21 protein-coding genes are annotated in these 22,648 nt (G+C 70.2%); 10 read left to right on the top strand and 11 right to left on the bottom strand.

The window, feature by feature from the left end; all coding sequences use genetic code 11:
* Nucleotides 1-39: 39 nt before the first annotated feature.
* A complete protein-coding gene (locus tag KYX17_RS05190) occupies nucleotides 40-1,137 on the top strand; it encodes a DMT family transporter (protein ID WP_243226188.1) in 1,098 nt (365 codons plus the stop codon).
* Here the strand turns inward: KYX17_RS05190 and pgl are convergent.
* Genes pgl through tkt form a run of 6 tightly spaced genes read right to left on the bottom strand, consistent with a single transcriptional unit; the run spans nucleotide 1,131 to nucleotide 9,233 of the window.
* Nucleotides 1,131-1,919, bottom strand: a complete 789-nt coding sequence (pgl, locus tag KYX17_RS05185) for a 6-phosphogluconolactonase (RefSeq protein WP_243225808.1) — start codon at nucleotides 1,917-1,919, stop codon at nucleotides 1,131-1,133. The genes KYX17_RS05190 and pgl overlap by 7 nt on opposite strands.
* Entirely contained in the window at nucleotides 1,916-2,851 is a 936-nt protein-coding gene (locus tag KYX17_RS05180) for a glucose-6-phosphate dehydrogenase assembly protein OpcA (RefSeq protein ID WP_243225807.1), read from the bottom strand. Before KYX17_RS05180 ends, pgl begins: the two co-directional genes overlap by 4 nt.
* Complete coding sequence (zwf, locus tag KYX17_RS05175) at nucleotides 2,848-4,395, bottom strand: glucose-6-phosphate dehydrogenase (RefSeq protein ID WP_243225806.1); 1,548 nt, start codon at nucleotides 4,393-4,395, stop codon at nucleotides 2,848-2,850. The genes KYX17_RS05180 and zwf overlap by 4 nt, the downstream gene beginning before the upstream one ends.
* Before the next feature lie 22 nt (nucleotides 4,396-4,417).
* Entirely contained in the window at nucleotides 4,418-6,025 is a 1,608-nt protein-coding gene (locus tag KYX17_RS05170; RefSeq protein WP_243225805.1) for a glucose-6-phosphate isomerase, read from the bottom strand.
* Nucleotides 6,022-7,134 carry a transaldolase gene (tal, locus tag KYX17_RS05165; RefSeq protein WP_243225804.1) on the bottom strand — a complete coding sequence of 371 codons (1,113 nt, stop codon included), beginning with the start codon at nucleotides 7,132-7,134 and terminating at the stop codon, nucleotides 6,022-6,024. Before tal ends, KYX17_RS05170 begins: the two co-directional genes overlap by 4 nt.
* Nucleotides 7,131-9,233, bottom strand: a complete 2,103-nt coding sequence (gene tkt / locus KYX17_RS05160) for a transketolase (protein WP_249223118.1) — start codon at nucleotides 9,231-9,233, stop codon at nucleotides 7,131-7,133. The genes tal and tkt overlap by 4 nt, the downstream gene beginning before the upstream one ends.
* 220 nt (nucleotides 9,234-9,453) lie before the next feature.
* Here tkt and KYX17_RS05155 point away from each other — a divergent pair, with 220 nt between their 5' ends.
* Nucleotides 9,454-10,374: a heme o synthase gene (locus KYX17_RS05155; protein WP_243226186.1), complete on the top strand. Its 921-nt coding sequence runs from the start codon at nucleotides 9,454-9,456 to the stop codon at nucleotides 10,372-10,374.
* A 128-nt stretch (nucleotides 10,375-10,502) separates the two neighbouring features.
* Here the strand turns inward: KYX17_RS05155 and KYX17_RS05150 are convergent, their stop codons facing one another.
* Nucleotides 10,503-10,916 carry a hypothetical protein gene (locus KYX17_RS05150; RefSeq protein WP_243225803.1) on the bottom strand — a complete coding sequence of 138 codons (414 nt, stop codon included), beginning with the start codon at nucleotides 10,914-10,916 and terminating at the stop codon, nucleotides 10,503-10,505.
* Nucleotides 10,917-10,986: 70 nt separating this feature from the next.
* Nucleotides 10,987-12,072, bottom strand: coding sequence for a heme A synthase (locus KYX17_RS05145; protein ID WP_243225802.1), 1,086 nt, complete (start codon nucleotides 12,070-12,072; stop codon nucleotides 10,987-10,989).
* 233 nt (nucleotides 12,073-12,305) lie between these two features.
* On the opposite strand from KYX17_RS05145, the gene sufB reads away from it, so the two are divergent.
* The 8 genes from sufB to KYX17_RS05105 all read left to right on the top strand — a co-directional run bounded on the left by sufB (nucleotide 12,306) and on the right by KYX17_RS05105 (nucleotide 19,275).
* Nucleotides 12,306-13,724 carry a Fe-S cluster assembly protein SufB gene (gene sufB / locus KYX17_RS05140; protein ID WP_243225801.1) on the top strand — a complete coding sequence of 473 codons (1,419 nt, stop codon included), beginning with the start codon at nucleotides 12,306-12,308 and terminating at the stop codon, nucleotides 13,722-13,724.
* Entirely contained in the window at nucleotides 13,725-14,930 is a 1,206-nt protein-coding gene (gene sufD / locus KYX17_RS05135; protein ID WP_243225799.1) for a Fe-S cluster assembly protein SufD, read from the top strand.
* Nucleotides 14,927-15,253 (top strand): non-heme iron oxygenase ferredoxin subunit, encoded by a 327-nt coding sequence (locus KYX17_RS05130; RefSeq protein ID WP_243225798.1) that lies wholly within the window; start codon nucleotides 14,927-14,929, stop codon nucleotides 15,251-15,253. The genes sufD and KYX17_RS05130 overlap by 4 nt, the downstream gene beginning before the upstream one ends.
* Nucleotides 15,254-16,024: a Fe-S cluster assembly ATPase SufC gene (gene sufC / locus KYX17_RS05125; RefSeq protein ID WP_243225797.1), complete on the top strand. Its 771-nt coding sequence runs from the start codon at nucleotides 15,254-15,256 to the stop codon at nucleotides 16,022-16,024.
* A gap of 9 nt (nucleotides 16,025-16,033) precedes the next feature.
* Nucleotides 16,034-16,363, top strand: coding sequence for a metal-sulfur cluster assembly factor (locus tag KYX17_RS05120; protein WP_243225796.1), 330 nt, complete (start codon nucleotides 16,034-16,036; stop codon nucleotides 16,361-16,363).
* 103 nt (nucleotides 16,364-16,466) lie between these two features.
* A complete protein-coding gene (locus KYX17_RS05115) occupies nucleotides 16,467-17,591 on the top strand; it encodes a MalY/PatB family protein (protein ID WP_243226185.1) in 1,125 nt (374 codons plus the stop codon).
* Nucleotides 17,588-18,958, top strand: a complete 1,371-nt coding sequence (locus KYX17_RS05110; protein ID WP_243225795.1) for an MFS transporter — start codon at nucleotides 17,588-17,590, stop codon at nucleotides 18,956-18,958. Before KYX17_RS05115 ends, KYX17_RS05110 begins: the two co-directional genes overlap by 4 nt.
* A complete protein-coding gene (locus KYX17_RS05105) occupies nucleotides 18,955-19,275 on the top strand; it encodes a CHY zinc finger protein (protein WP_243225794.1) in 321 nt (106 codons plus the stop codon). Before KYX17_RS05110 ends, KYX17_RS05105 begins: the two co-directional genes overlap by 4 nt.
* Here KYX17_RS05105 and KYX17_RS05100 read toward each other — a convergent pair.
* From KYX17_RS05100 to KYX17_RS32220, 3 genes are all read right to left on the bottom strand, one after another.
* Entirely contained in the window at nucleotides 19,229-20,545 is a 1,317-nt protein-coding gene (locus KYX17_RS05100) for an acyltransferase (RefSeq protein ID WP_243225793.1), read from the bottom strand. The genes KYX17_RS05105 and KYX17_RS05100 overlap by 47 nt on opposite strands.
* Nucleotides 20,546-20,645: 100 nt before the next feature.
* Complete coding sequence (locus KYX17_RS05095; RefSeq protein WP_243225792.1) at nucleotides 20,646-21,314, bottom strand: response regulator transcription factor; 669 nt, start codon at nucleotides 21,312-21,314, stop codon at nucleotides 20,646-20,648.
* Nucleotides 21,311-22,645 (bottom strand): sensor histidine kinase, encoded by a 1,335-nt coding sequence (locus KYX17_RS32220; RefSeq protein WP_243225791.1) that lies wholly within the window; start codon nucleotides 22,643-22,645, stop codon nucleotides 21,311-21,313. The genes KYX17_RS05095 and KYX17_RS32220 overlap by 4 nt, the downstream gene beginning before the upstream one ends.
* Nucleotides 22,646-22,648 lie beyond the last annotated feature (3 nt).

Below are 22,648 nucleotides of genomic sequence, written 5' to 3'. Positions count from 1 at the left end.
CCGCCGGGTAAGGTCGATAGCGTGAGCGCAGGGGTGTGGATGGCGGAGGTCGACGTCAGCGATCAGCTGGTCGGCGTGTTCGAGAATCCCGGACTCCTGCTCGGCATCCCCCTCGCCCTCGCCGGGGCCGTCTTCATGTCGCTGGGCGCGCAGTACCAGCACAGGGGAGTCGAGAAGGTCGAGCGCCTCAGCGGCTCAGACGGTGCGACCGGCCTGAGCCTCGATCAGATCCGTCGCCTGCTGACCAGGCCCTCGTGGATCATCGGCACGCTGATGCTCGGACTGGCGGTGGTGTGCCAGCTGGCCGCCCTCGCGGTCGCGCCCCTCATCGTCGTCCAACCGCTCGGTGCGATCGCCCTCGTCATCACGACGCTGCTGAACGCGCGCGTTTCCGGACACTCCCCGACGCGGCAGTCGCTCACGGCGATCTTCGCCTGCGTGGGTGGCATCTTCATCTTCGTGTTCTTCGCGGCCATCTATGCGGTGGAGAAGGAGATCACCACCACCGAGCTGTTCACGATCCTCGCGATCCTTCTCGTGGTGATCATCCTGCTCGGCGCCTGCTGGCTGATCCTGCGCCACCGCATGCGCGCGCTGTTCTACGTGATCGGCGCCGGCATCCTGTACGGATTCGTCGCGACGCTCGCGAAGGCCGTGATCTCGCGGTTGCAGGCCGGGGAGTTCGACTGGATCACCCTCGTCTGCGTCATCGCGCTCATCGCCGCGGCCGGCGTCGGCGCCTACTTCGTGCAGACGGCCTACAGCTCCGGTCCGCCCGACCTCGTGATTGCTGGTCTCACGGTCGTCGACCCGCTCGTCGCCGTGCTGATCGGCATCGCGGTGCTGGGAGAGGCGGATGCTGCGCCGACGTGGGTCATGTTCGCGTTCCTCGTCTCGGGCGCCATCGCCGTCTGGGGGGTCGTGGGACTCGCGCGCTACCACCCGCAGGTGCTCAGTGAGAGCCAGGAGCTCGGAATCACCCGCGGCAGCGGGGGTGATGCCGTCAGGGGCTCCGTGGCGGACGGCCAGGTCGCCGATGCATCGGGCACGGTGCGCCCGCGGGATCAGGACCCCGCGGGCGGGCGTTCCGGACCGGCGGACGAAGACCCGAGCGCCCGCCGGGAGCGGGATCAGTAGCTCTGGTCGATGAGGTCGGGAGAGACCTCGGAGGCCGCTGCCTCGTCGACGAAGAAGACGGTGCGCTTGCGGCCCTTCGCACCGGCCACCGGCACGCCTGCGTAACTGGCGCCGGCCAGCGCGAGGCCGAGAGCCGAGGCCTTGTCCGCGCCGGTCAGCACCAGCCACACCCGCTTCGACGCGTTCAGCACCGGACGGGTGAGGGTGACGCGCTCCGGCGGGGGCTTCGGGGAGTCGCGCACCGGCAGTGCCGCGGCATCCGTCACCGTGACCTCGGAGCGGTCGGGGAAGAGCGAGGCGATGTGCCCGTCGGGGCCGACCCCGAGGAAGCACACCGCGAACGAGGGCCAGGGCTGGTCCTCCGAGCCGAAACGGGCCAGCTCCGCGGCGTAGGCGGCGGCCGCCTCGTCGAGGCTCAGGCCGCTGTCGGAGGCCGCGATCTCGTGGATGTTCTCCGCCGGCACAGGAAGGTGGTCGAGCAGGGCGTTGCGCGACTGCAGCGCGTTGCGGTCGGCATCCGCGCGGGGGACGAAGCGCTCGTCGCCCCACCAGAAGTGCACGAGCGACCAGTCGATCTCCGCCACACGCGGATGCACGCGCACCGCGGCGAGCACCGCACCGCCCATCGACCCGCCGGTCAGCGCGATGTGCGCGGTCCGGCCGTTTCGGGTGCGAGCACGGACGCGGGCGAGGAAGCGGTCGGCGACGCGTTCGGCCAGTGCCTGCGGATTCGTCTCGACGACGACGGTCTTCTCCACGGCAGCAGCCTCCCTGTCGCTCATGCTGCGGTCTCGGGCGGACCCAGCTTCTCCCACCCCTCGGTGATGACTCGACCGTACAGCACGTCGGCGTCCAGACGACGCAGCTCCTCGGCCAGGCACTCGCGCAGCGTGCGCCGGGGCAGGTGAAGGTCGTGGTCGGGCTGTCCGGGCTGAGTGAGGACCGCGCTTCCGGGAACCGGCCGCTCGAGCAGGATGTCGCCGGACGGGCGCGTGAGACGCACCGACTTGATGCCCTCCGACCAGTGGGCGGGATCCTCGTAGGCCCAGTGCACCGGGACGTCGAGAGCGAGGCCGAGCCAGCCCGCCAGGAGCGCCGTGGACGGGGAAGCGGCCGCCCCGCGCACCTCGACGCGCGTGACCGGCTCGTACGGCGGCTGGTCGAGCACGGCGGCGAGCTGCTCGCGCCAATGGGTCAGACGGGTCCAGGCGAGATCCGTGTCTCCGGGGGAGTGCGTCCGGCCCAGGAGAGCCAGGCGGTCACGGACGTCCGGCGAGGTCGCGGCGTCGGTGATGCGGCGCTGGGCGATGCGCCCGAGCGGCGAGGACGCCGGGTCCGTCGGCGCCTCCTCCGGCCACCAGGCGACCACGGGGGCGTCGGGCAGGAGCAGCCCCGTCACGAGGCTCTCGGCGTTGCTGGCGGCGTCCCCGTAGGCGCGCAGCACGACGACCTCGCTCGCGCCGGCATCGCCGCCGACGCGGATCTGGGCGTCCAGGTGCGCCTCGCCCTCGCCCGTGGTGAGGACGATGACGCGCATCGGGTGTTCACGCGAGGCGTCGTTCGCCGCGTCGATCGCGGCTTCGGCCACGCCGTTGCGCGCCGCGATGACGAGCGTGAGCACCCGGCCGAGCGCCACGGCGCCGCCTTCCTCGCGCACGCTCACGAGCTGCTTCGCGACCTGGCTGACGGTCGTGTCGGGAAGGTCGATGATCACGGTCGTCTCCAGACTCGTCCGTCGCGTTCCAGCAGGGCATCGGCGGATGCCGGACCCCACGAGCCGGGAGCGTACTGCTCCAGCGGCCCGCCTTCGGCGGCCCAGTACTCCTCGAACGGGTCGAGGATCTTCCAGCTGAGCTCGACCTCCTCGTGCCGCGGGAACAGCGGCGGGTCGCCGAGCAGCACGTCGAGGATCAGGCGTTCGTACGCCTCAGGGCTCGCCTCGGTGAACGCGTGGCCGTAGCCGAAGTCCATCGTCACGTCGCGGACGTTCGTGCCGTTGCCCGGCACCTTGGAGCCGAAGCGGATCGTCACGCCCTCGTCGGGCTGGACGCGGATGACCAGCGCGTTCTGTCCGAGCTCAGCGGCGTTGGAGCGGCCGAACAGATGCTCGGGGGCGCGCTTGAAGACGACCGCGACCTCGGTCACGCGACGGCCGAGACGCTTGCCGGTGCGCAGGTAGAACGGCACTCCGGCCCAGCGGCGGGTGGCGATCTCGAGCTTGATGGCGGCATACGTCTCGGTGGTTGACTGCGGGTCCATGCCGTCTTCGCCGAGGAAGGAGTTCACCTGCTCGCCGCCCTGCCATCCGCCGTCGTACTGCCCCCGGGCCTGGGCGAGCGAGAGGTCCTCCGGCAGGTGCACCGCGGCGAGGACCTTCTCCTTCTCCGCACGCAGGTGCTCGGCGGAGAGGCTGATCGGCTCCTCCATCGCGGTGAGTGCGAGCAGCTGCAGCAGGTGGTTCTGGATGACGTCTCGCGCCGCCCCCACGCCGTCGTAGTACCCGGCGCGACCGCCGACGCCGATGTCCTCGGCCATCGTGATCTGCACGTGGTCCACGTAGTTGCGGTTCCAGATCGGTTCGTACAGCTCGTTCGCGAAGCGCAGTGCGAGGATGTTCTGCACCGTCTCCTTGCCGAGGTAGTGGTCGATGCGGAAGATCGAGTCGGCCGAGAAGGCCACCTCGAGCGCGCCGTTCAGCTCGCGTGCGGACTCGAGATCGTGCCCGAACGGCTTCTCGATCACGACGCGCCGCCAGTGGTCCTCGGTCTCCTCGTCGCCGACGAGGCCGGAGTCCTTCAGCTGACGGGCGACGACCGGGAAGGCCTTCGGCGGGATCGAGAGGTAGAACGCGTGGTTGCCCATGGTGCCGCGTTCGACGTCCAGCTTCTGGACCGTGTCGCGCAGCCGCGCGAACGCGTCGGGGTCGTCGAACTCACCGGACACGAAGCGGATGCCCTGCAGCAGCTGCTGCCAGGTCTCCTCGCGGAACGGCGTGCGGGCGTGCTTCTTGACGGCGTCGTAGACGACCTGGGCGAAGTCCTGGTCCTCCCAGTCGCGGCGGGCGAAACCGACCAGGGCGAACCCCGGCGGCAGCAGACCGCGATTGGCGAGGTCGTAGACCGCCGGCATGAGCTTCTTGCGCGACAGGTCGCCGGTGACCCCGAAGATCACGAGGGCGCTGGGCCCCGCGATCCGGTTCAGACGGCGATCGTCGGGATCGCGCAACGGGTTGTGCCCGCGTGAGACAGGAACAGACATCGGTGGGGGATTCTCCTGGGAGCTACTTCTGAGCGGCTTCGAAAAGGGAGAGCACGTCGGCGGAGGAGTCCGTGATCGTCAGCGACACCACGGGGCGGCCGTGCTCGGCGAGGACGGCCGCGTCACCGGCGGCCTGGGCCTCGATGAGCTGACCGAACGTGAACGGACGCTCGGGGATCTCCAGATCCACGTCGGTGCGCTCCAGGATCTGCAGGAACACGCCCTGCGCGGGTCCGCCTTTGTGGTACTGACCCGTGGAGTGCAGGAAGCGCGGACCCCATCCGAACGTCGTCGGCCGGCCGGAATCGGCGGCGACGAGCTCGCGGAGACCCTGCAGCTGCGGGAGCTCCAGACGGTTCACGTAGGCCTGGATGGACACGTAGCCGTCCTCGGCCAGCTGCGCCCAGAGCGCGTCCAGGACGCCTTCGATCGTCCCGGGGGCCGCGAGGGCCGCATCGGTCACGCGAACCTCGATGCCGTTCTCGACGAACGCCGGTGCGGCCGGTTCGGGGCGTGCGTCCAGCAGTCCGCGTGCGGCGACCTTGGCCGACTCGACGTCGGGCTGGTCGAACGGGTTGATGCCGAGCAGGTGACCGGCGATCGCGGTGGCGTACTCCCAGACGATGAAGTTCGCGCCCAGCGTGCCGCTGACGAGGATCTCGCCGGGGTGGCGCTCGTGCAGGTGGAACTCGTTCGCGTCGTCGACCAGGCGGACGATCTGCAGGTCCGCCGGGACCGGGTCCAGCTCGGGGGACACGGGCAGCAGGACGACCGGGAGGATGCCGGTGCCCTCCTTGCCGGTCGACTCCGCGATGAGCTGCTCGATCCAGTCCGGCAGGCCGTTGATGTGGGTGCCGTCGGTGATGAGGCCCAGCTTGTCGCGGCGCGGGGACGTCGCAGCGATCGCAGCGCCGAGCCGCAGCGCGGGGTTGGATGCCTCGTCGACGGCCACCTCGAGCAGCGACGCCTCGGCCTCGTCGAGGAGCTCGGCGATGTCGACGCCGGCCAGCCCGGAGGGGACGAGGCCGAACGCCGTGAGCGCCGAATAGCGACCCCCCACGTTCGGGTCGGCGTTGAAGACCCGGTATCCGGCCTCGCGCGCCGAGGCGTCCAGAGGCGAACCCGGATCGGTCACGACGACGATGCGCTCGGCGGGGTCGATGCCGAGGTCGCGGAACGCGGCCTCGAACGTCCGGCGCTGCGAGTCGGTCTCGACGGTGGAGCCGGACTTCGACGAGACCACGAGCACGGTGCGCTCCAGCCCGTCGTCGAGAGCGGCGAGCACCTGTCCCGGCGCGGTCGAGTCGAGGATCGTGAGCGCCGCACCGGCGGTCTGCGAGATGACCTCGGGGGCGAGGGACGACCCGCCCATGCCGGCGAGCACGACGCGATCGACGCCCCGGGCGTTCAGCTCGGCGCGCAGCGCGACGATCTCGGCGATGAGCGGACGCGAGACCGACACGGCCTCGACCCAGCCCAGCCGGACGGACGCCTCTGCTTCGGCCTCCGCGCCCCAGATCGTGGCGTCGCCCGCCGTGATGCGCGATGCGATGAGATCGCCAACGAGGCGGGGGACGACCTCGTCGATGGCCGCCTTGGCCGCACCGGAGGCGTGCAGCGAGAACGTCATCGCTGGGCCTCCAGGCCGGAGGCGACCTGTGTGAGCAGGTCGTGCCAGGAGTCGATGAACTTCGCCACGCCCTCGTCCTCCAGCACCTGGGTGACGTCGGCGAAGTCGACGCCGACCTCGGCGAGTCCCGCGAAGACCTCGCGCGCCTCGTCGTAGCCGCCGGTGATCGTGTCGCCGGTGACGACGCCGTGATCGAAGGTCGCCTCCAGGGTCTTCTCGGGCATCGTGTTGACGACGCCCTGGGCGACGAGCTCCGTGACGTAGAGCGTGTCGGGGAGGGCCGGGTCCTTGACACCGGTGGACGCCCACAGCGGGCGCTGCCGGTTCGCGCCGGCGTCCAGCAGGGCCTTGGCGCGGTCGCCCGCGAAGGTCTTCTCGTACAGCTCGTAGGCGAGGCGGGCGTTGGCGAGTCCGGCCTTGCTCTTGAGCGCGAGGGCGGCATCCGTTCCGATCGAGGCGAGACGCTTGTCGGTCTCGGTGTCGACGCGCGACACGAAGAACGAGGCGACCGACTGGATCGTCGAGAGGTCGATGCCCGCGGCCTTCGCGGTCTCGAGACCGGTCAGGTAGGCGTCGATGACCTCGGCGTAGCGCTCCAGGCTGAAGATCAGGGTGACGTTCACGCTGATGCCCGCGCCGATCGCCTGCGCGATGGCGGGAAGACCCGCCTTCGTCGCGGGGATCTTCACGAGCAGGTTCGGGCGGTCGATCTTCGCCCACAGCTGCTTCGCCTGCGCGACCGTGCCGTCGGTGTCGTGCGCGAGGTCGGGGGAGACCTCGATCGAGACGCGGCCGTCGACGTGACCGGATGCCTCCCACACCGGACGGAAGACGTCCAGCGCGGCGGCGACGTCCTGCGTGGTGGCCGCGAACACGGCCTCCTCGGCGGTGGCTCCGGACGCGGCGAGCTCGGTGACCTGCGCGTCGTACGACGTGTCGTCCGGGTTCGTGATCGCGTTGGCGAAGATCGTCGGGTTCGTCGTCACACCGGTGACGTTGCGGGACTCGATGAGCTCGGCGAGATTGCCCGAGCTGATGCGGGTGCGCGAGAGGTCGTCCAGCCAGATGCTGACGCCGGCGTCGTGGAGCTGGGCGGTGGGGGTGCTCATGCGTTCTCCTTGATGGTCTCGCGTGCCGCCTCGACGACGGCTTCGGCGGTGATGCCGAACTTCTGGAACAGGGTCTTGTAGTCGGCGGAGGCGCCGAAGTGGTCGATCCCGACCGAACGGCCCCGGTCGCCGACCACGCCGCGCCAGGTGAGCACGGAGCCCGCCTCGACCGAGACGCGCGCCGTGACGGACGCCGGGAGCACCGACTCGCGGTAGTCGGCGTCCTGCTCGGCGAACCACTCCAGCGAGGGAGCGGAGACGACGCGGGCGTTCACGCCCTCCGCTGCGAGGGTCTCGCGTGCGGCGACGGCGAGCTGCACCTCGGAGCCGGTGGCGATGAGGATGACGTCCGGCGTGCCGTTCGGCGCCTCGGCCAGGACGTAGGCGCCCTTGGCGGTGTTCGCCGCGGAGGCGAAGACCTCGCCAGATGCCTCGCCTTCACCGCGCGCGAACACCGGGATGTTCTGACGGGTCAGCGCGATGCCGGTGGGGCCGCCGTGGCGGCGCAGGATCTCGAGCCAGGCGGCTGCGGTCTCGTTGCCGTCCGCGGGACGCACGACGGTGAAGTTCGGGATCGCCCGCAGCGTCGCCAGCTGCTCGATCGGCTGGTGCGTGGGTCCGTCCTCGCCGAGGGCGACCGAGTCGTGCGTCCAGACGAAGATGCTCGGGATGTCCATCAGTGCGGCCAGGCGCACCGCGGGGCGCATGTAGTCGCTGAAGATGAGGAACGTGCCGCCGAAGGACCGGGTCGGCCCGTGCAGCGTGATGCCGTTGAGGATCGACCCCATGGCGTGCTCGCGGATGCCGAAGTGGAGCACGCGTCCGTACGGGCTGCCGGACCAGTCGTGCGTCGACCACTCGGCGGGGATGAACGATGCGGCCGACGAGATCGTCGTGTTGTTGGAACCGGCGAGGTCGGCGGAGCCGCCCCACAGCTCGGGCAGCTCGGGCGCCAGCGCGTTGATGACCTTGCCGGACGCAGCGCGGGTCGACACCTCGGTGCCCGCCTCGAACACGGGGAGGGCCTTCTCGATGCCCTCGGGCAGCGCGTGCGCCTCGAGACGGTCCAGCAGCGCCTTGCGCTCGGGGTTGGCGGCGGCCCAGGCGTCGAAGTCGGCCTGCCAGGCGGCGCGCGCCTCGGCGGAACGGCCCACGAGCTCGCGGGTGTGCGCGATGACGGCGTCCTCGACGACGAAACTCTTCTCCGGGTCGAACCCGAGGACCTCCTTCGTCGCGGCGACCTCGTCCGCGCCGAGCGCGTTGCCGTGCACGGACTCGGTGCCCTTCTTGTTGGGCGCTGGGTAGCCGATGACCGTCTTGAGCACGATCAGCGTGGGCTTGGCCGTCTCGGCCTTGCCCTCCTCGATCGCACCGAGCAGCTCCTGGACGTCCTCGACGTACTCGCCGGTGCGGGTCCAGTCGACCTCGAGCACCTGCCACCCGTAGGAGCGGTACCGGGCTGCCACGTCCTCGGTGAACGCGACGTTCGTGTCGCCCTCGATCGAGATCTGGTTCGAGTCGTAGATCGCGATGAGGTTGCCGAGCTGCTGGTGGCCCGCGAGCGAGGAGGCCTCGCTGGTCACGCCCTCCTGCAGGTCGCCGTCCCCGGCGATGACGTACACGTAATGGTCGAACGGGCTCGAGCCCGGCGCCGCTTCCGGGTCGAACAGTCCGCGCTCGTAGCGCGCGGCGTACGCGAAGCCGACGGCGGACGCGAGTCCCTGACCGAGCGGGCCTGTCGTGATCTCGATGCCCTTGGTGTGGCCGTACTCGGGGTGGCCCGGAGTGAGCGAACCCCACGTGCGCAGAGCCTCGAGGTCGCTGAGTTCGAGGCCGAACCCGCCCAGGTAGAGCTGGACGTACTGGGTGAGCGACGAGTGGCCCACCGAGAGGATGAAGCGGTCGCGACCGAGCCAGTCGGTGTCGGTCGGGTCGTGGCGCAGCACGCGCTGGTACAGGAGGTAGGCCACGGGGGCGAGGCTCATGGCGGTGCCGGGGTGACCGTTGCCGACCTTCTGGACGGCATCCGCCGCCAGAATCCGCGCGGTGTCCACCGCGCGTCGATCGATCTCTTCCCACTGCAAATGCGACACGGTCATGCCCTTTCCGACAATTTCGAGGGCGCCCGAATTCCCTGGCGCTCCGCATCGTCACGGAGGAGAGCACAGCGCCGGGCGCGCGAGTGGTTTTCAGCATAGCCCGGTTGATTTGTTCACATCGCGTCTCTTACGGAGTGAGGTAACAATGCCCGCCCGGCATGCGCGGCGATGCGCGTGGCATAGACTGGATCCGGTATGGCGCTACGGCGCGGAGGAGGGGATCGAGATCTCGACGCAGACGCGGTCGGTCGCACCGAAGCACTCGCTCGGACGCACGGTGAAGGCCTATGTCGCACTCACGAAGCCGCGCGTCCTGGAGCTCCTTCTGGTCTCCACCGTCCCGGTGATGTTCCTGGCGCAGGGCGGTCTGCCCCACCTGGGACTGGTACTCGCCACGGTGGTCGGCGGTGCGATGAGCGCGGGGTCCGCCGCGGCGTTCAACATGTATCTCGACCGCGACATCGACGCTCACATGCATCGCACCGAGAACCGTCCGCTCGTGACGGGCGAGGTGACCCCCCGCGGAGCGCTCATCTTCTCGTGGACGCTCGCGATCGTCTCGACCGTGTGGCTGTGGTTCACGACGAACTGGCTGGCCGCCACGCTGTCGGCGGTCGCGATCTTCTTCTACGTCGTCATCTACACGATGATCCTCAAGCGCCGCACCGAGCAGAACATCATCTGGGGCGGCATCGCGGGATGCTTCCCCGTGCTCATCGGCTGGGCGGCCGTGACCGGCTCGCTGGACTGGCCGGCGTTCATCCTCTTCGTGCTGGTGTTCCTGTGGACGCCGCCGCACTATTGGCCGCTGTCGATGAAGTACAAGGACGACTACGACGACGTGGACGTGCCGATGCTGGGCGTCACACGGCGCGCATCGCAGGTCGGCCTGCAGGTCATCCTGTACGCATGGGCCACGGTCGCCTGCTCGCTGCTTCTGATCCCGGTGGCCGGCATGGGCCTGGTGTACTCGGTCTCCGCGACGGTGTTCGGCGGCTGGTTCATCTACGAGTCGCACCGGTTGTACAGCCGTGCGGTGCGCGGGACCGAGCCGCGCCCGATGCGTGTCTTCCACGCCTCGATCACGTATCTGACGCTGATCTTCCTGGCTGTCGCGGTCGACCCGCTGCTCCCGTTCTGACCCGAGCACGGATTCGCGGGTCATCCGCGCGTCGGAGGCCCCGCGGCACGGATTCGCAGAACGACACGGATCTCGCAGAATTGCCGAGGCATCCTGCGAGATCCGTGCTGTCGTGCGAGATCCCCGCGTCAGCGCGCAGTGACGGTCGGCTGGTCCTCGGCGGGCTCGGACTCGGGCTCGTCGGTCTCGTTGGACTCGTCGCGCTGAGCGTCCGTCGAGGCCGATTCGGGCTGCGTCTCCTGCGCGCTCCAGTCGATCGCCTCGACGACCTCGACGGCCGGACGCGGTACGAGCGTCTTCGCGGCGGCGATCGCCAGTGCGAGGAACAGCCCGACGATGCCGCCGGCGACGAGCGCTCCGCTGAAGACGACCCAGGCCTGTCCGGCGTAGACCTCGACGCCGGTGGCGGTGCCGTCCAGGAGCGTCGCGGTCATGACGCCGATCTGCTCGGTCGTGATCCAGCCTCCCAGGCCGAGCGCGGCGAGCGACAGGACCAGCAGGAGCCAGTACGGGATGCTGCGGACGAGTGCGGTGTTCTTCATGCCGCCCACTCTGCGCGGCCTGCTGATGAGTCGCCTATGCGCGGACTGTGCGCGAGGTGTGCGCCCTGGCTCAGGCGGTCGCGGTGACCGGACGCTTCAGGTTCAGCACCACGACGGTGTAGGCCGCGGCCGACAGCGACGCGAGCACCATGTGGATGCCGACGAGGATCTCCGGCAGGCCCTCGCGCGCCTGCCAGACGCCCACCGCGATCTGCACGAGGATCGCCGCTGCCAGCACGAGCATCCACGTGCGCACGGGCAGGCGGAGGATCCAGGAGGACACCGCGAGCACGACCACGAGCGCGGCGAGGATGTACCCGGGCCAGGAGTGCACGTGCGCGAGGATCGTCGCATCGAATCCGGTGCGGATGATGTTCGCGTCCCCGGAGTGCGGACCCGATCCGGTCGTCAGCACGCCGAAGAAGATCGTGGCGGCGAGGGCCAGGCCGGTGACGTGCACGAGGACGCCGAACCAGCGCGGCACCGCCCGTTCGCGGGCGCCAGGGACGGCGTTCAGGCGCACGAGATAAGCCGCTGTGACGCAGACCAGCAGCAGGGAGGAGACGTAGTGGAAGCCGACGACGAGGGCGTTCAGATCGGTGATGACGGCGAGCCCGCCCACGACGGCCTGCGCCATGACGCCGGCCAGAACGATCCACGCCAGTACGGCCAGGTCGCGACGCCGGGTCGTGCGCCGCAGCGAATCCACCATCGCGACGACGACCGCCAGCAGCAGCGCTCCGGAGAAGAAGCCGAACGCGGGAAGCCCGAAGGGTGCGGTGACGGCGTAGGCGATCACGCCGGCGACGATCCCGCCCACGGCGAACCAGACGGCTCGCTTGACGAGCGGGGCCCCGCCGATCGCGGCGAGCGTGAGCAGCAGCACCGCGAGCGCCAGGATGCCGACGACGCCGGTCATGGTGCGGTTGCCGAACTCGATGATCCCGTGGATGCCCTGCTCGGGCAGCGGCACCAACGACTCCGGGGTGCACAGCGGCCACTCCGAGCATCCGAGCCCCGAACCGGTGAGTCGGACCGCCCCGCCCGTGCCGATGATGATCACCTCGGCGAGGAACGAGAGCCATGCGAGGATGCGCAGCGGACGGCCGATCACGATCCGGTTGTCGACGGCGGGCGTGGCGGAACTCGTGAGCATGGGGCCTCCGGTTCGCGCCGTCCGCTCCGGGAGCGGCCCGGATGTCAGGGGAACCTGTAGAATCGGATTGTTGCGATGCGCGCGAGAAGCGCGGGATGCATCAACAACAGTTTAGGCGCGATGATCGCGTCGTGATGAGGGCCCCACAGCGGCATCCCCACCCCGGTCACTCGACGGGGCTACGGCATGCCGGAGCGGATGACACCGCCAGGGCCCGACAAGGAGAGTGTGTGATGTCGGATGTGCTGATCGACCGCCCGGAGCTCGACGGTCTGGGGGTGTACGAGTTCGGCTGGCACGACCCCGATGCCGCCGGAGCGAGCGCGAAACGCGGGCTCAGCGAGGCCGTCGTCCGCGACATCTCGGCCCTGAAGGGCGAGCCGGAGTGGATGCTCAAGACCCGCCTCAAGGGTCTGAGCCTGTTCGGCCGCAAGCCGATGCCGACGTGGGGCGCCGACCTCAGCGACATCGACTTCGACAACATCAAGTACTTCGTGCGCTCCACCGAGAAGCAGGCCCAGTCCTGGGAGGACCTGCCCGAGGACATCCGCGAGACGTACGAGCGCCTGGGGATCCCCGAGGCCGAGCGTCAGCGGCTGGTGGCCGGTGTGGCCGCGCAGTACGAGTCCGAGGTCGTCTACCACCAGATCCGCGAGGATCTGGAGGCGCAGGGCGTCATCTTCATGGACACCGACACCGCGCTGCGCGAGCACCCCGAGTTCTTCGAGGAGTACTTCGGCACCGTCATCCCCGCCGGCGACAACAAGTTCGCCGCGCTGAACACGGCCGTGTGGTCGGGCGGTTCCTTCGTCTACGTCCCGAAGGGCGTGCACGTCGAGATCCCGTTGCAGGCCTACTTCCGCATCAACACCGAGAACATGGGCCAGTTCGAGCGGACGCTGATCATCGCGGACGAGGACAGCTACGTCCACTACATCGAGGGCTGCACCGCTCCGATCTACAAGTCCGACTCGCTGCACTCGGCCGTGGTCGAGATCATCGTGAAGAAGAACGCCCGCGTGCGCTACACGACGATCCAGAACTGGTCGAACAACGTCTACAACCTCGTCACCAAGCGCGCCGTCGCTCACGAGGGCGCGACCATGGAGTGGGTCGACGGCAACATCGGCTCCAAGGTGACGATGAAGTACCCGTCGATCTACCTGATGGGCGAGCACGCCAAGGGCGAGACGCTGTCGGTCGCCTTCGCGGGCCCCGGCCAGCACCAGGACGCCGGCGCGAAGATGATTCACATGGCGCCGTACACGCAGTCCTCGATCGTCTCGAAGTCGATCGCCCGGGGCGGCGGTCGCGCCGGCTACCGCGGTGAGGTCCGCGTTGACGCCAACGCCCACCACTCGGCGAACACCGTGCGCTGCGACGCGCTGCTGGTGGACACGAAGTCGCGCTCCGACACGTATCCCGCGATCGACATCCGCGTCGACGACGTGCAGCTCGGTCACGAGGCCACGGTCTCGAAGGTCAGCGAGGAGCAGCTGTTCTACCTGCAGTCCCGTGGCATGCCCGAGGACGAGGCGATGGCCATGATCGTGCGCGGCTTCATCGAGCCGATCGCGCGCGAGCTGCCGATGGAGTACGCCATGGAACTCAACAAGCTCATCGAGATGGGCATGGAAGGATCGGTCGGCTGAATGGCGCCCCAGGCGACAGCGTCCGCTGAGACGCAGCACACGAACGCGCACATCGACCCGGCCGCTCAGGTCGCGGACGCCGGATTCGTCCCCGTCCAGACCCGCTCGGAGCGTCCCCGGTCCTTCGAACCGGCGGATTTCGGGACCCCGAACGGCCGCGAGGTCAACTGGAAGCACACCCCGGTGGCGCAGCTGGCGCCCCTGTTCACGGCGGCCGAGCACAACGACGGCGTCACGTACGAGACCGTCAGCGGCGCCGAGTACGTCACGACGACGCTGCCCGCGGGGACCGCGCCCCGTGGCGAGTTCTTCGTCCCGGAGGACGTCGTCTCCGCCGTCGCGTGGCAGGGGGCCGCCGAGGCGATGCACGTGCGGATCCCGCGCGAGCAGGAGCTGAGCGAGCCGGTCATCATCCACGTCGCTGGCCAGGGCGCGGAGCGCCGCGCCGACGCGCACATCGTCATCGAGGCGCTGGAGCACAGCGCTGCGACCGTCGTGCTGCGCCACACCGGCTCGGCGCAGTACGCGCAGAACGTCGAGATCATCGCCCGCGCAGGCTCCCGCCTGTCGGTGGTCTCGGTGCAGCAGTGGGAGGACGACGCCGTGCACGCGGCATCCCACCAGGCGCGGGTCGACGCGGACGCGGACCTCAAACACTTCGTCGTGAGCTTCGGCGGCGGCGTGGTGCGGGTGAACCCGAACGTCGAACTGCACGGCAACGGAGCGCAGGGGCGCCTGTACGGCCTGTCCTACGCGGATGCCGGTCAGCACCTGGAGAGTCAGGTGTACCTGTTCCACAAGGGCGCGCACACCGTCGGCGACGTGCTGTACAAGGGCGCGCTGCAGGGCGAGAGCGCGCACAGCGTGTGGATCGGCGACGTGCTCATCGGCCCGGACGCGACCGGGACCGACTCCTACGAGGCCAACCGCAACCTGGTGCTCACCGAGGGAGCGCGCGCCGACTCGATCCCGAACCTCGAGATCCAGACGGGCGACATCCTGGGCGCCGGTCACGCCAGCGCGACGGGCCGATTCGACGACGAGCAGCTGTTCTACCTGCAGGCCCGGGGGATCACCGAGGACGAGGCGCGCCGTCTCGTCGTCCTCGGCTTCCTCAGCGACATCGTGCAGCGTCTGGGCATCCCCGCGCTCGAGGCGGAGCTGCTGGCCGCCGTCGAGACGGAGCTCGCGGCGGTGAACGCGTGAGCGCCCAGCGAGCGTGCGGACTGAGCGAGCTCGAGCCCGACACGCCCCGGCGGGTCGAGCTGGACGGCGTCCCCATCGCCATCGTGCTGGACTCCGAGGGCACCGTCCACGCGATCGGTGACACCTGCACGCACGGCGACATCTCCCTCTCCGAGGGCTTCGTCGAGGGCGACACGCTGGAATGCTGGGCGCACGGCTCGGCGTTCTCGCTGTGCACCGGCAAGCCCCTGAACCTCCCCGCCTTCGAGCCCGTCCCGGTCTACATCGTCGAGATCGACGGAGACGACGTGCTCATCGACCCCACTGTCATTAAGGAAGTCTGAATGTCTGTTCTCGAGATCCGCGACCTGCACGTGACGGTCGAGACCGATGCCGGGACCACCCCGATCCTCAACGGGATCACCCTCACGATGCGCACCGGCGAGACGCACGCCATCATGGGGCCGAACGGCTCCGGCAAGTCCACCCTCGCGTACACGATCGCCGGTCACCCGAAGTACACCGTCACGGGTGGCTCGATCACCTTCGACGGCGAGGACGTCCTGGAGATGAGCGTCGACGAGCGCGCTCGCGCCGGACTCTTCCTCGCGATGCAGTACCCGGTGGAGATCCCGGGTGTGACCGTGACGAACTTCCTGCGCACGGCCAAGACGGCCCTGGACGGCGAGGCGCCCTCCATCCGCTCCTGGACCAAGGACGTCAAGCAGGCGATGACGAACCTGCGGATGGACCCGAAGTTCGCACAGCGCAATGTGAACGAGGGCTTCTCCGGCGGTGAGAAGAAGCGTCACGAGATCCTGCAGCTCGAGGTGCTCAAGCCGAAGTTCGCCGTCCTCGACGAGACCGACTCCGGTCTGGACGTCGACGCTCTGAAGATCGTGTCCGAGGGCGTCAACCGCGCCAAGGAGGCCACCGGCCTCGGCGTGCTGCTCATCACGCACTACACCCGGATCCTGCGCTACATCCGCCCGGACTACGTGCACGTCGTCGTCGCCGGCAAGATCGTGGAAGAGGGCGGCCCCGAGCTCGCCGACCGGCTCGAGGACGAGGGCTATGACCGGTTCCTCGACCCCTCGGCGCCCATCGAGGCGTAGGCTGAGGGCATGACCGCGACGCTTGCCCCCGAGAAGTACGACGAGGTCACCGAGGCTCTCAAGGACGTCATGGACCCCGAGCTCGGGATCAACGTCGTCGACCTGGGCCTGATCTACGATCTCGCCTGGGACGAGGAGAACGACGCCCTCGTGATCCACATGACCCTCACGAGCGCCGGCTGCCCGCTGACCGATGTGCTCGAGGAGCAGACCGCCCAGGCGTTGGACGACGTCGTGGAGCGGTTCCGGATCAACTGGGTCTGGATGCCGCCGTGGGGTCCGGAGCGCATCACCGACGACGGGCGCGACATGATGCGCGCCCTCGGCTTCGCCATCTGACATGTCACAGGTCACGGCCGCGAAGCGGAGGTGACGCGTGAACTTGTCACGGTCGAGCGAGCGCAGCGAGCCGAATCCCCCGGAGAAGGTCGAAGCGCTGCCGATGGAGCGGCTCCGCGAGCGCAGCAGCGAGAAGTGGCGGGAGTATCCCGCGGATGTGCTGCCGCTGTTCGTCGCGGAGACGGACTTCCCCCTCGCTCCTGAGATCACGCGGGTGCTGGAACGAGCGGTAGCGATCGGCGACACCGGGTACATCGCCTCTCGGACGCCGCTGCCCGAGGCGTACGCGGGCTTCGCCGCGCGCCGCTTCGGCTGGTCGCCGGATCCGGCGCGCATGCGTCCGACCGCCGACGTCAGCATGGGGATCGTCGAGATCCTCCGCCGCGTGACCTCACCCGGCGACCGGGTGATCGTCACGCCGCCGGTCTACCCGCCGTTCTACGAGCTGGTGGCCGAAGCCGGAGCCGTCGTCGAGCGCGTCCCGCTGCGCGACACGGGCTCCGGGTGGGAGCTCGACCTCGAGGGCATCGGGCGGGCTCTGGATGCCGGGGCGCGCGCGATACTGCTCTGCAACCCGCACAACCCCACCGGGACCGTGCACACGTCCGCCTCGCTCGCGGCACTCGCCGAACTCGCGGCGAGCCACGGCGCCGTCGTCGTCTCGGACGAGATCCATGCTCCGCTCGCGCAACCAGGAACGGGCTTCACGCCGTTCCTGGCCGTCTCGGACACGGCGCGCGCCGTGGGGTACGCCGTGGTGAGCGGCAGCAAGGCGTTCAACCTCGCCGGTCTCAAGTGCGCGCTGATGGTCACGGCGTCCGAGGACACGACCCGCGTGGTGCGCGGGCTCCCCGTCGAGGTCGAGTGGCGCACCGGTCAGTTCGGTCTGCTCGCCGCCGTGGCCGCGTTCTCGCCCCAGAGCGACCCCTGGCTCGACGGGCTGCTGGCGACCCTGGACGAGAACCGCCGGCTGCTCGCCGACCTGCTGACCGCGCGTCTGCCCGCGGCCCGGTACCGGATCCCCGACGCCGGTTATCTGGCCTGGATCGATCTCACCGATCTCGGCTGGGGCGACAACCCGTCGCGGCGCATCCTGCGCGAGGCCAGGGTGGCGCTGCACTTCGGTCCCGCCTTCGGTGCGGAGGGGGCAGGACACGTCCGACTGAACTTCGGGACGAGCCCCGCCATCATCACCGAGGCGATCGAGCGCATCGCGGCCCTGTCATGAGCGGGTCGGAGACCGGCGTCGAGGCCGGGATCTGGGATCGCGAACGCCGCTGGGTGACGCTCGGCGCGATCGCCCTGATCTTCCTGGCCGCCATCGAGGCACTGGCCGTGACGACCGTCATGCCGGTGGTCAGCGCGGCGCTCGACGGCGACGCGCTGTATGCTGCGGCCTTCGCCGGGACCCTGGCGACCAGCGTGATCGGCATGGTCGCCAGCGGTGCGGCATCCGACGCGCGAGGCCCCCGCGGAGCGCTCTACGTTGCCGTGACCCTGTTCCTCGTGGGACTCGTCGTGTCCGGCGCCGCGTTCTCGATGCAGCAGTTCCTCCTCGGCCGTCTGATTCAGGGGCTCGGCGCGGGCGGCCAGACCGTCGCCCTGTACGTCGTCGTCGCCCGCCTCTACCCGCCGCACCTGCACGGACGCGTGTTCGCCGCCTTCGCCGCGGCCTGGGTCGTCCCCTCGATGGTCGGTCCGTTCCTCGCCGGCGCGATCGCGGACTACCTGGACTGGCGATGGGCGTTTCTCGGGGTCGCGGTCCTCACAGCGGCCGCCTTCGCCCTCATCGCCGTCCGACTGCGCGGAGTGGACCTGGGCGGCGGAGAGCCGTCCTCCCGGCGCGTCGTCGTCTCCCGCCTGGTGCTCGCCGTCCTCGTGGCCGTCGCGGCCGTGGTCGTCGGCTTCTCGGCCGACGCTCCTCCCGGCATCGGCTGGCCGGTCGCCGGCGCTGCAGTGGTCGTCATCGCCCTGGCGATCCGCCCGCTCCTGCCTGCGGGGACGCTGCGGGCGGCGCGAGGACTGCCGAGCGTCGTGCTCATGAGGGGGATCGTCGCCGGCGCGTTCTTCGCGGCGGAGGCCTACATCCCGTATCTCCTGATGGAGCGGTTCGGGTTCACGGCCACGCTCTCGGGGATCGCGTTGACCTTCTCGGCCTTCGCCTGGGCAGGCGCCTCGGCGCTTCAGGGGCGCTACGGCGAGCGCCTCGGCAACCGGCGCATCACAGCCCTCAGCCTCGGACTGATCCTCATCGCCCTGCTCGCCGTGCTCGCCACGGCGGTGCTCGGCGCCTCGCCCGCCATCGTCGTGATCGGCTGGGCCTTCGCGGGTGGAGGCATGGGTCTGGTCTACCCGAGGCTCACCGTGCTGACACTGGCGTACTCGGACGCCTCGAACCAGGGATTCAACTCCTCGGCCCTGTCGATCTCGGATTCCGGCGGCTCGGCCGTGGCGATCGCCGTCGCGGGCCTCGGCGTCGCGACGCTGGGAGGCGGGGCCGCCGCGTTCGGGGTCGTCTTCGCGTTCGCGATCGGGCTGACGCTGATCGGCACGATCCCCGGATTCCGCCTCGGCCACGGGGCGGAGCGTCCGTGACCGCGCCGGTCGTCCGCGGGGCCGTCGTGGACGCTCAGACCCGGTGCGTGCACTACCGCGGGGCGCTGGATGTGATCGCGATCCGCTTCGCCTGCTGCGACCGGTGGTATCCGTGTCTGCGCTGCCACGAGGAGGAGGCCGATCACGGCATCCGCGCCTGGCCGGTCTCCGCCCGCAGCGAGCGGGCGGTGCTGTGCGGCGTCTGCGGGCACACGATGACGATCGAGTCCTACCTCGACGCGCACGCGTGCCCGCAGTGCGCTGCCGGCTTCAACCCCGGATGCGCTCTGCATCATCCGGTGTACTTCGGGACCTGACCCGCGGAGCCCGTGCCAGCTGCAGGGCGGCCACGATCAGCGCCGACGCGGCGAGCGCGGTCGCCGGGTCCGTACCCGCCACCAGCAGCAGCACGACGGCGACGAGACCGCACAGGGTTCCGAGCACCAGGCGGGCGCCTGTGGCGTGCGCGGCGGGAGCCCGACGGGATTCGAGCCGAGCGAGGGGCACGGCCACGGCCGCTGTGAGCACGAGGGTCGCGATGAGCCAGATCGGTCGCGTCAGCCACCACTCCGCTGAGCCGGGGGCCGGAAGCGGCGTGCCCGCGCCGAGTGCCCACAGGGCGAGCACGCCGGCCGTCGCCAGCAGCACCGGCATGTGCCAGAGGTAGATCGTCATCGCGCGCCTGTTGACGAACGTGTGCAGGGCGGTGAGCGCTGGGCGCCTGCTCCACACCGACAGTCGCTCCCGCAGGAGCGAGAGCACCATCGTGTGCGCGAGCCCGACCAGGATCAGGGCGGTGGTCGGCGGGTTCAGGTTCGCGATGAGGTCGGGCGAGTGGATGCCGCACAGCATGCTGATCACGAGCACCGCAACGGCGCCGAGCGCGATCCGCACGCGCGCGCGGCGGGAGAGTGCGTCGATGCGGCCGTCGGCGAGATGGAAGCCGAGCTGCTGGAGGGTCAGCCACACGAAGGCGAGGTTCGCGAACCCGAGCGCTTCGACGCCGGTAAGGAGGCGGAGGACGTCGATGCCCGCAGCCAGGGCGGCGAGGACGGCGAGCGAGCCGAGCGGAGCGCGATCGTGGGCGCGCGCCAGCACGGGCAGCAGCGCCTGGCAGAGGAGGAACGTCCCGAGGAACCACAGCGGCTGCGCGTATCGGTAGCCGGCGATGTGGAGCAGGTCGGCAGGGACGCCGGTGACGGCGAGGAGCAGCAGCGCGGTGCCGACCGTCGCGATCACCGCGAGGGCCGGCAGAAGCAGCCGGTGCAGGCGCCCGGACACGAACGCGGCCGCCGTCCCGCCGCGGCGCTGCGAGCGCCGCAGAGCCGTCCACCCGGCGAAACCGCCGATGACGAAGAACAGCGGCATCACCTGCAGCATCCAGCTCAGCGGGGTGATCCACCACGAGCCCTCGGACGCGTTGGCGAACACCGGTCCCGTGTCGGCGACCGTCACGCCGACCATGAGGGCGTGCAGGACGACCACGGCGATGATGCACAGGGCGCGGACGAGATCGATGCCGGTGTCGCGCAGGTCGGCTCGGGGCGACGGGGGAGCTGCGGCGACGGGCCGCTCGACGATGGTCACAGGGTTCCTCCTCGGTTCTGTCCGAGGAGGCTATGGAGACGGTGGGAGGCGGCGCATCACCCCACGGTGTCGTCGCGCCCCGTACCGCGGGGTGAGATCGTCAGGCGGGTTCGACGAGCCCGGCGTCGTAGGCGAAGATGACGGCGTGGACGCGGTCGCGGGCGCCGATCTTGGCGAGCACCTTGCCGACGTGCGTCTTGACGGTCTGCTCGGCGATGAACAGCTCCCGCCCGATCTCGGCGTTCGATCGGCCCTGACCGATGAGCGCCAGCACCTCGCGCTCCCGGTCGGTGAGCTCTGCCAGCTGCGCTGAGGCGCGCGAGGCGCGCGGCTTCTGAGCGGCGAACTGCGCGATCATGCGTCGGGTCACGCTCGGAGCCAGCAGCGCGTCTCCCGCGGCGACGACGCGGACGGCCTGCACCAGATCCTCGGGCAAGGCGTCCTTGAGCAGGAATCCGCTCGCCCCGGCCTGCAGTGCGTCGTAGACGTAGTCGTCGATGTCGAAGGTGGTGAGCATGATGATCCTCGGCACCTTCGCGGCGGGATAGGACGAGCCGAGGATCCGACGCGTGGCCTGGATTCCGTCGAGCTCGGGCATCCGCACGTCCATGAGGATCACGTCGGGGTCCAGCCGGGCCGAGAGCGTGACGGCCTCGGCCCCGTCCGCGGCCTGCCCGGTCACGCGGATGCCCTCGTGGGCGTCGAGGAGCGCGGCGAAGCCGGCGCGCACCATGGCCTGGTCGTCGGCGATGAGGACGTCGATCGTCACGCGGGGCCTTCCTGAGCAGGATCGGACGGGTGTCGGGGGAGTGTCGCTGAGACGGTCCAGCCGCCGTCCGGGTCGCGCCCTGCCTCCACGCTACCGCCGAGCAGAGCTGCGCGCTCCGTCATCCCGCGCAGCCCGTGGCCGCCCGGCGTCACCGGACCCGCCGCAGCGGCTGGGACATTGCGGATCGCAAGAGCCACGACGTCGTCGTGCGTCGAGACGGACACCGTGATCGCCGCGCCCGGTGCGTGGCGCACGGCGTTGCTCAGCGCCTCCTGCACGATGCGGTACGCGGCGATCTGCGTCGCGGGGGAGATCTCCCCGGCGACGGCTGTCGACAGCGCGACGTCGGCCCCGGCGCGACGGGTCGTCTCGATGAGGGCGGGGATGTCGTCGATGCCGCGCTGCGGTGCGAGCTCGGCCGCGTGGTCCTCGGTACGCAGCACGCCGAGGATGCGCCTCATCTCGGTCAGCGCGGACCGGGCGGAAGCGGCGATGTCGTCGAACTCCGCCGCCGCGTCGGGAGCGAGGTCTGGAACGCGGTAGCGCGCGGTCGACGCCTGGACCTGGATGAGCGACATGCCGTGCGCCACGACGTCGTGCAGTTCGCGCGCGATGCGCGTACGCTCCTCGACGAGCTCGCGCCTGGCCTGCTCCTGGGCGGTCAACGCCCGCTCGCGAGTCAGCTCGACCCCGACCCGCAGACGACCCATGATCAGCACCGTCACGAGATACACCCCGCCCACGACGCACGTCGTGACGATGAGCGAGTTGCCGCTCGCGAACCCCGGGAGCATGAGGGCGGCGCTGAACCCGGCCGCCGTGGCGGCGGCGTACATCACGAGGCCGGTGCGCCACCCGTGCTGGAAGGTGACCGCGATGACCGCGACCGCGAAGGCGAGGAGCATCGGCACCGACCAGGGCCACGGCAGCTGCGGCGAGACGTCGCGCGGCACCATCAGGGCCATCAGCAGCGCGGCGCCCGTGAACAGGAGGATCGCGAGGTTGGGGTGGCGCAGGGACACGAGCGGAGCGGCGACGGCCGGGGCCGCGAGAAGCATCGTGAACGCGACGGGACTGCCGTACTCGGCGGCGTGCAGCGGGACCATGACGGCGTACAGCGTGATGGCGATCAGCGACAGCAGCACGATCATCACTCGTGCGCGATCGCGCATCCAGGCAGGAAGGCGCGCGAGGCGCTCTGCGCGCCTGCGCGCGCGTTCCGCCTTCTTCTCCTGTGCCCTCGCCTGCGCGGCCTGAGCGCGCGTCTCACGCCGCTCCGCGCGGCTGAGACGCTTCGGCGACCGGCTGCGCGTCGTCCGTCTCGCCGTCATGGG

This window comes from Microbacterium sp. CIAB417, assembly GCF_022788845.1.
The sequence above is the reverse complement of the archived record's forward strand: the minus strand, read 5'-3'. Positions and strand labels throughout refer to the sequence as shown.

Bases quoted from the DNA above. Each gene is read 5' to 3' on its own strand.
- sufC (WP_243225797.1), top strand. From the start codon at position 15,254: ATGTCTGTTCTCGAGATCCGCGACCTGCACGTGACGGTCGAGACCGAT.
- zwf (WP_243225806.1), bottom strand. From the start codon at position 4,395: ATGTCTGTTCCTGTCTCACGCGGGCACAACCCGTTGCGCGATCCCGAC.
- KYX17_RS05145 (WP_243225802.1), bottom strand. From the start codon at position 12,072: ATGCTCACGAGTTCCGCCACGCCCGCCGTCGACAACCGGATCGTGATC.
- tkt (WP_249223118.1), bottom strand. From the start codon at position 9,233: ATGACCGTGTCGCATTTGCAGTGGGAAGAGATCGATCGACGCGCGGTG.
- KYX17_RS05170 (WP_243225805.1), bottom strand. From the start codon at position 6,025: ATGACGTTCTCGCTGCACGCCTCCGGTGCGGCCAAGGCGGCCATCGAC.
- pgl (WP_243225808.1), bottom strand. From the start codon at position 1,919: ATGAGCGACAGGGAGGCTGCTGCCGTGGAGAAGACCGTCGTCGTCGAG.
- sufB (WP_243225801.1), top strand. From the start codon at position 12,306: ATGTCGGATGTGCTGATCGACCGCCCGGAGCTCGACGGTCTGGGGGTG.
- sufD (WP_243225799.1), top strand. From the start codon at position 13,725: ATGGCGCCCCAGGCGACAGCGTCCGCTGAGACGCAGCACACGAACGCG.
- KYX17_RS05150 (WP_243225803.1), bottom strand. From the start codon at position 10,916: ATGAAGAACACCGCACTCGTCCGCAGCATCCCGTACTGGCTCCTGCTG.
- KYX17_RS05120 (WP_243225796.1), top strand. From the start codon at position 16,034: ATGACCGCGACGCTTGCCCCCGAGAAGTACGACGAGGTCACCGAGGCT.
- KYX17_RS05115 (WP_243226185.1), top strand. From the start codon at position 16,467: ATGGAGCGGCTCCGCGAGCGCAGCAGCGAGAAGTGGCGGGAGTATCCC.
- tal (WP_243225804.1), bottom strand. From the start codon at position 7,134: ATGAGCACCCCCACCGCCCAGCTCCACGACGCCGGCGTCAGCATCTGG.
- KYX17_RS05190 (WP_243226188.1), top strand. From the start codon at position 40: ATGGCGGAGGTCGACGTCAGCGATCAGCTGGTCGGCGTGTTCGAGAAT.
- KYX17_RS32220 (WP_243225791.1), bottom strand. From the start codon at position 22,645: ATGACGGCGAGACGGACGACGCGCAGCCGGTCGCCGAAGCGTCTCAGC.
- KYX17_RS05110 (WP_243225795.1), top strand. From the start codon at position 17,588: ATGAGCGGGTCGGAGACCGGCGTCGAGGCCGGGATCTGGGATCGCGAA.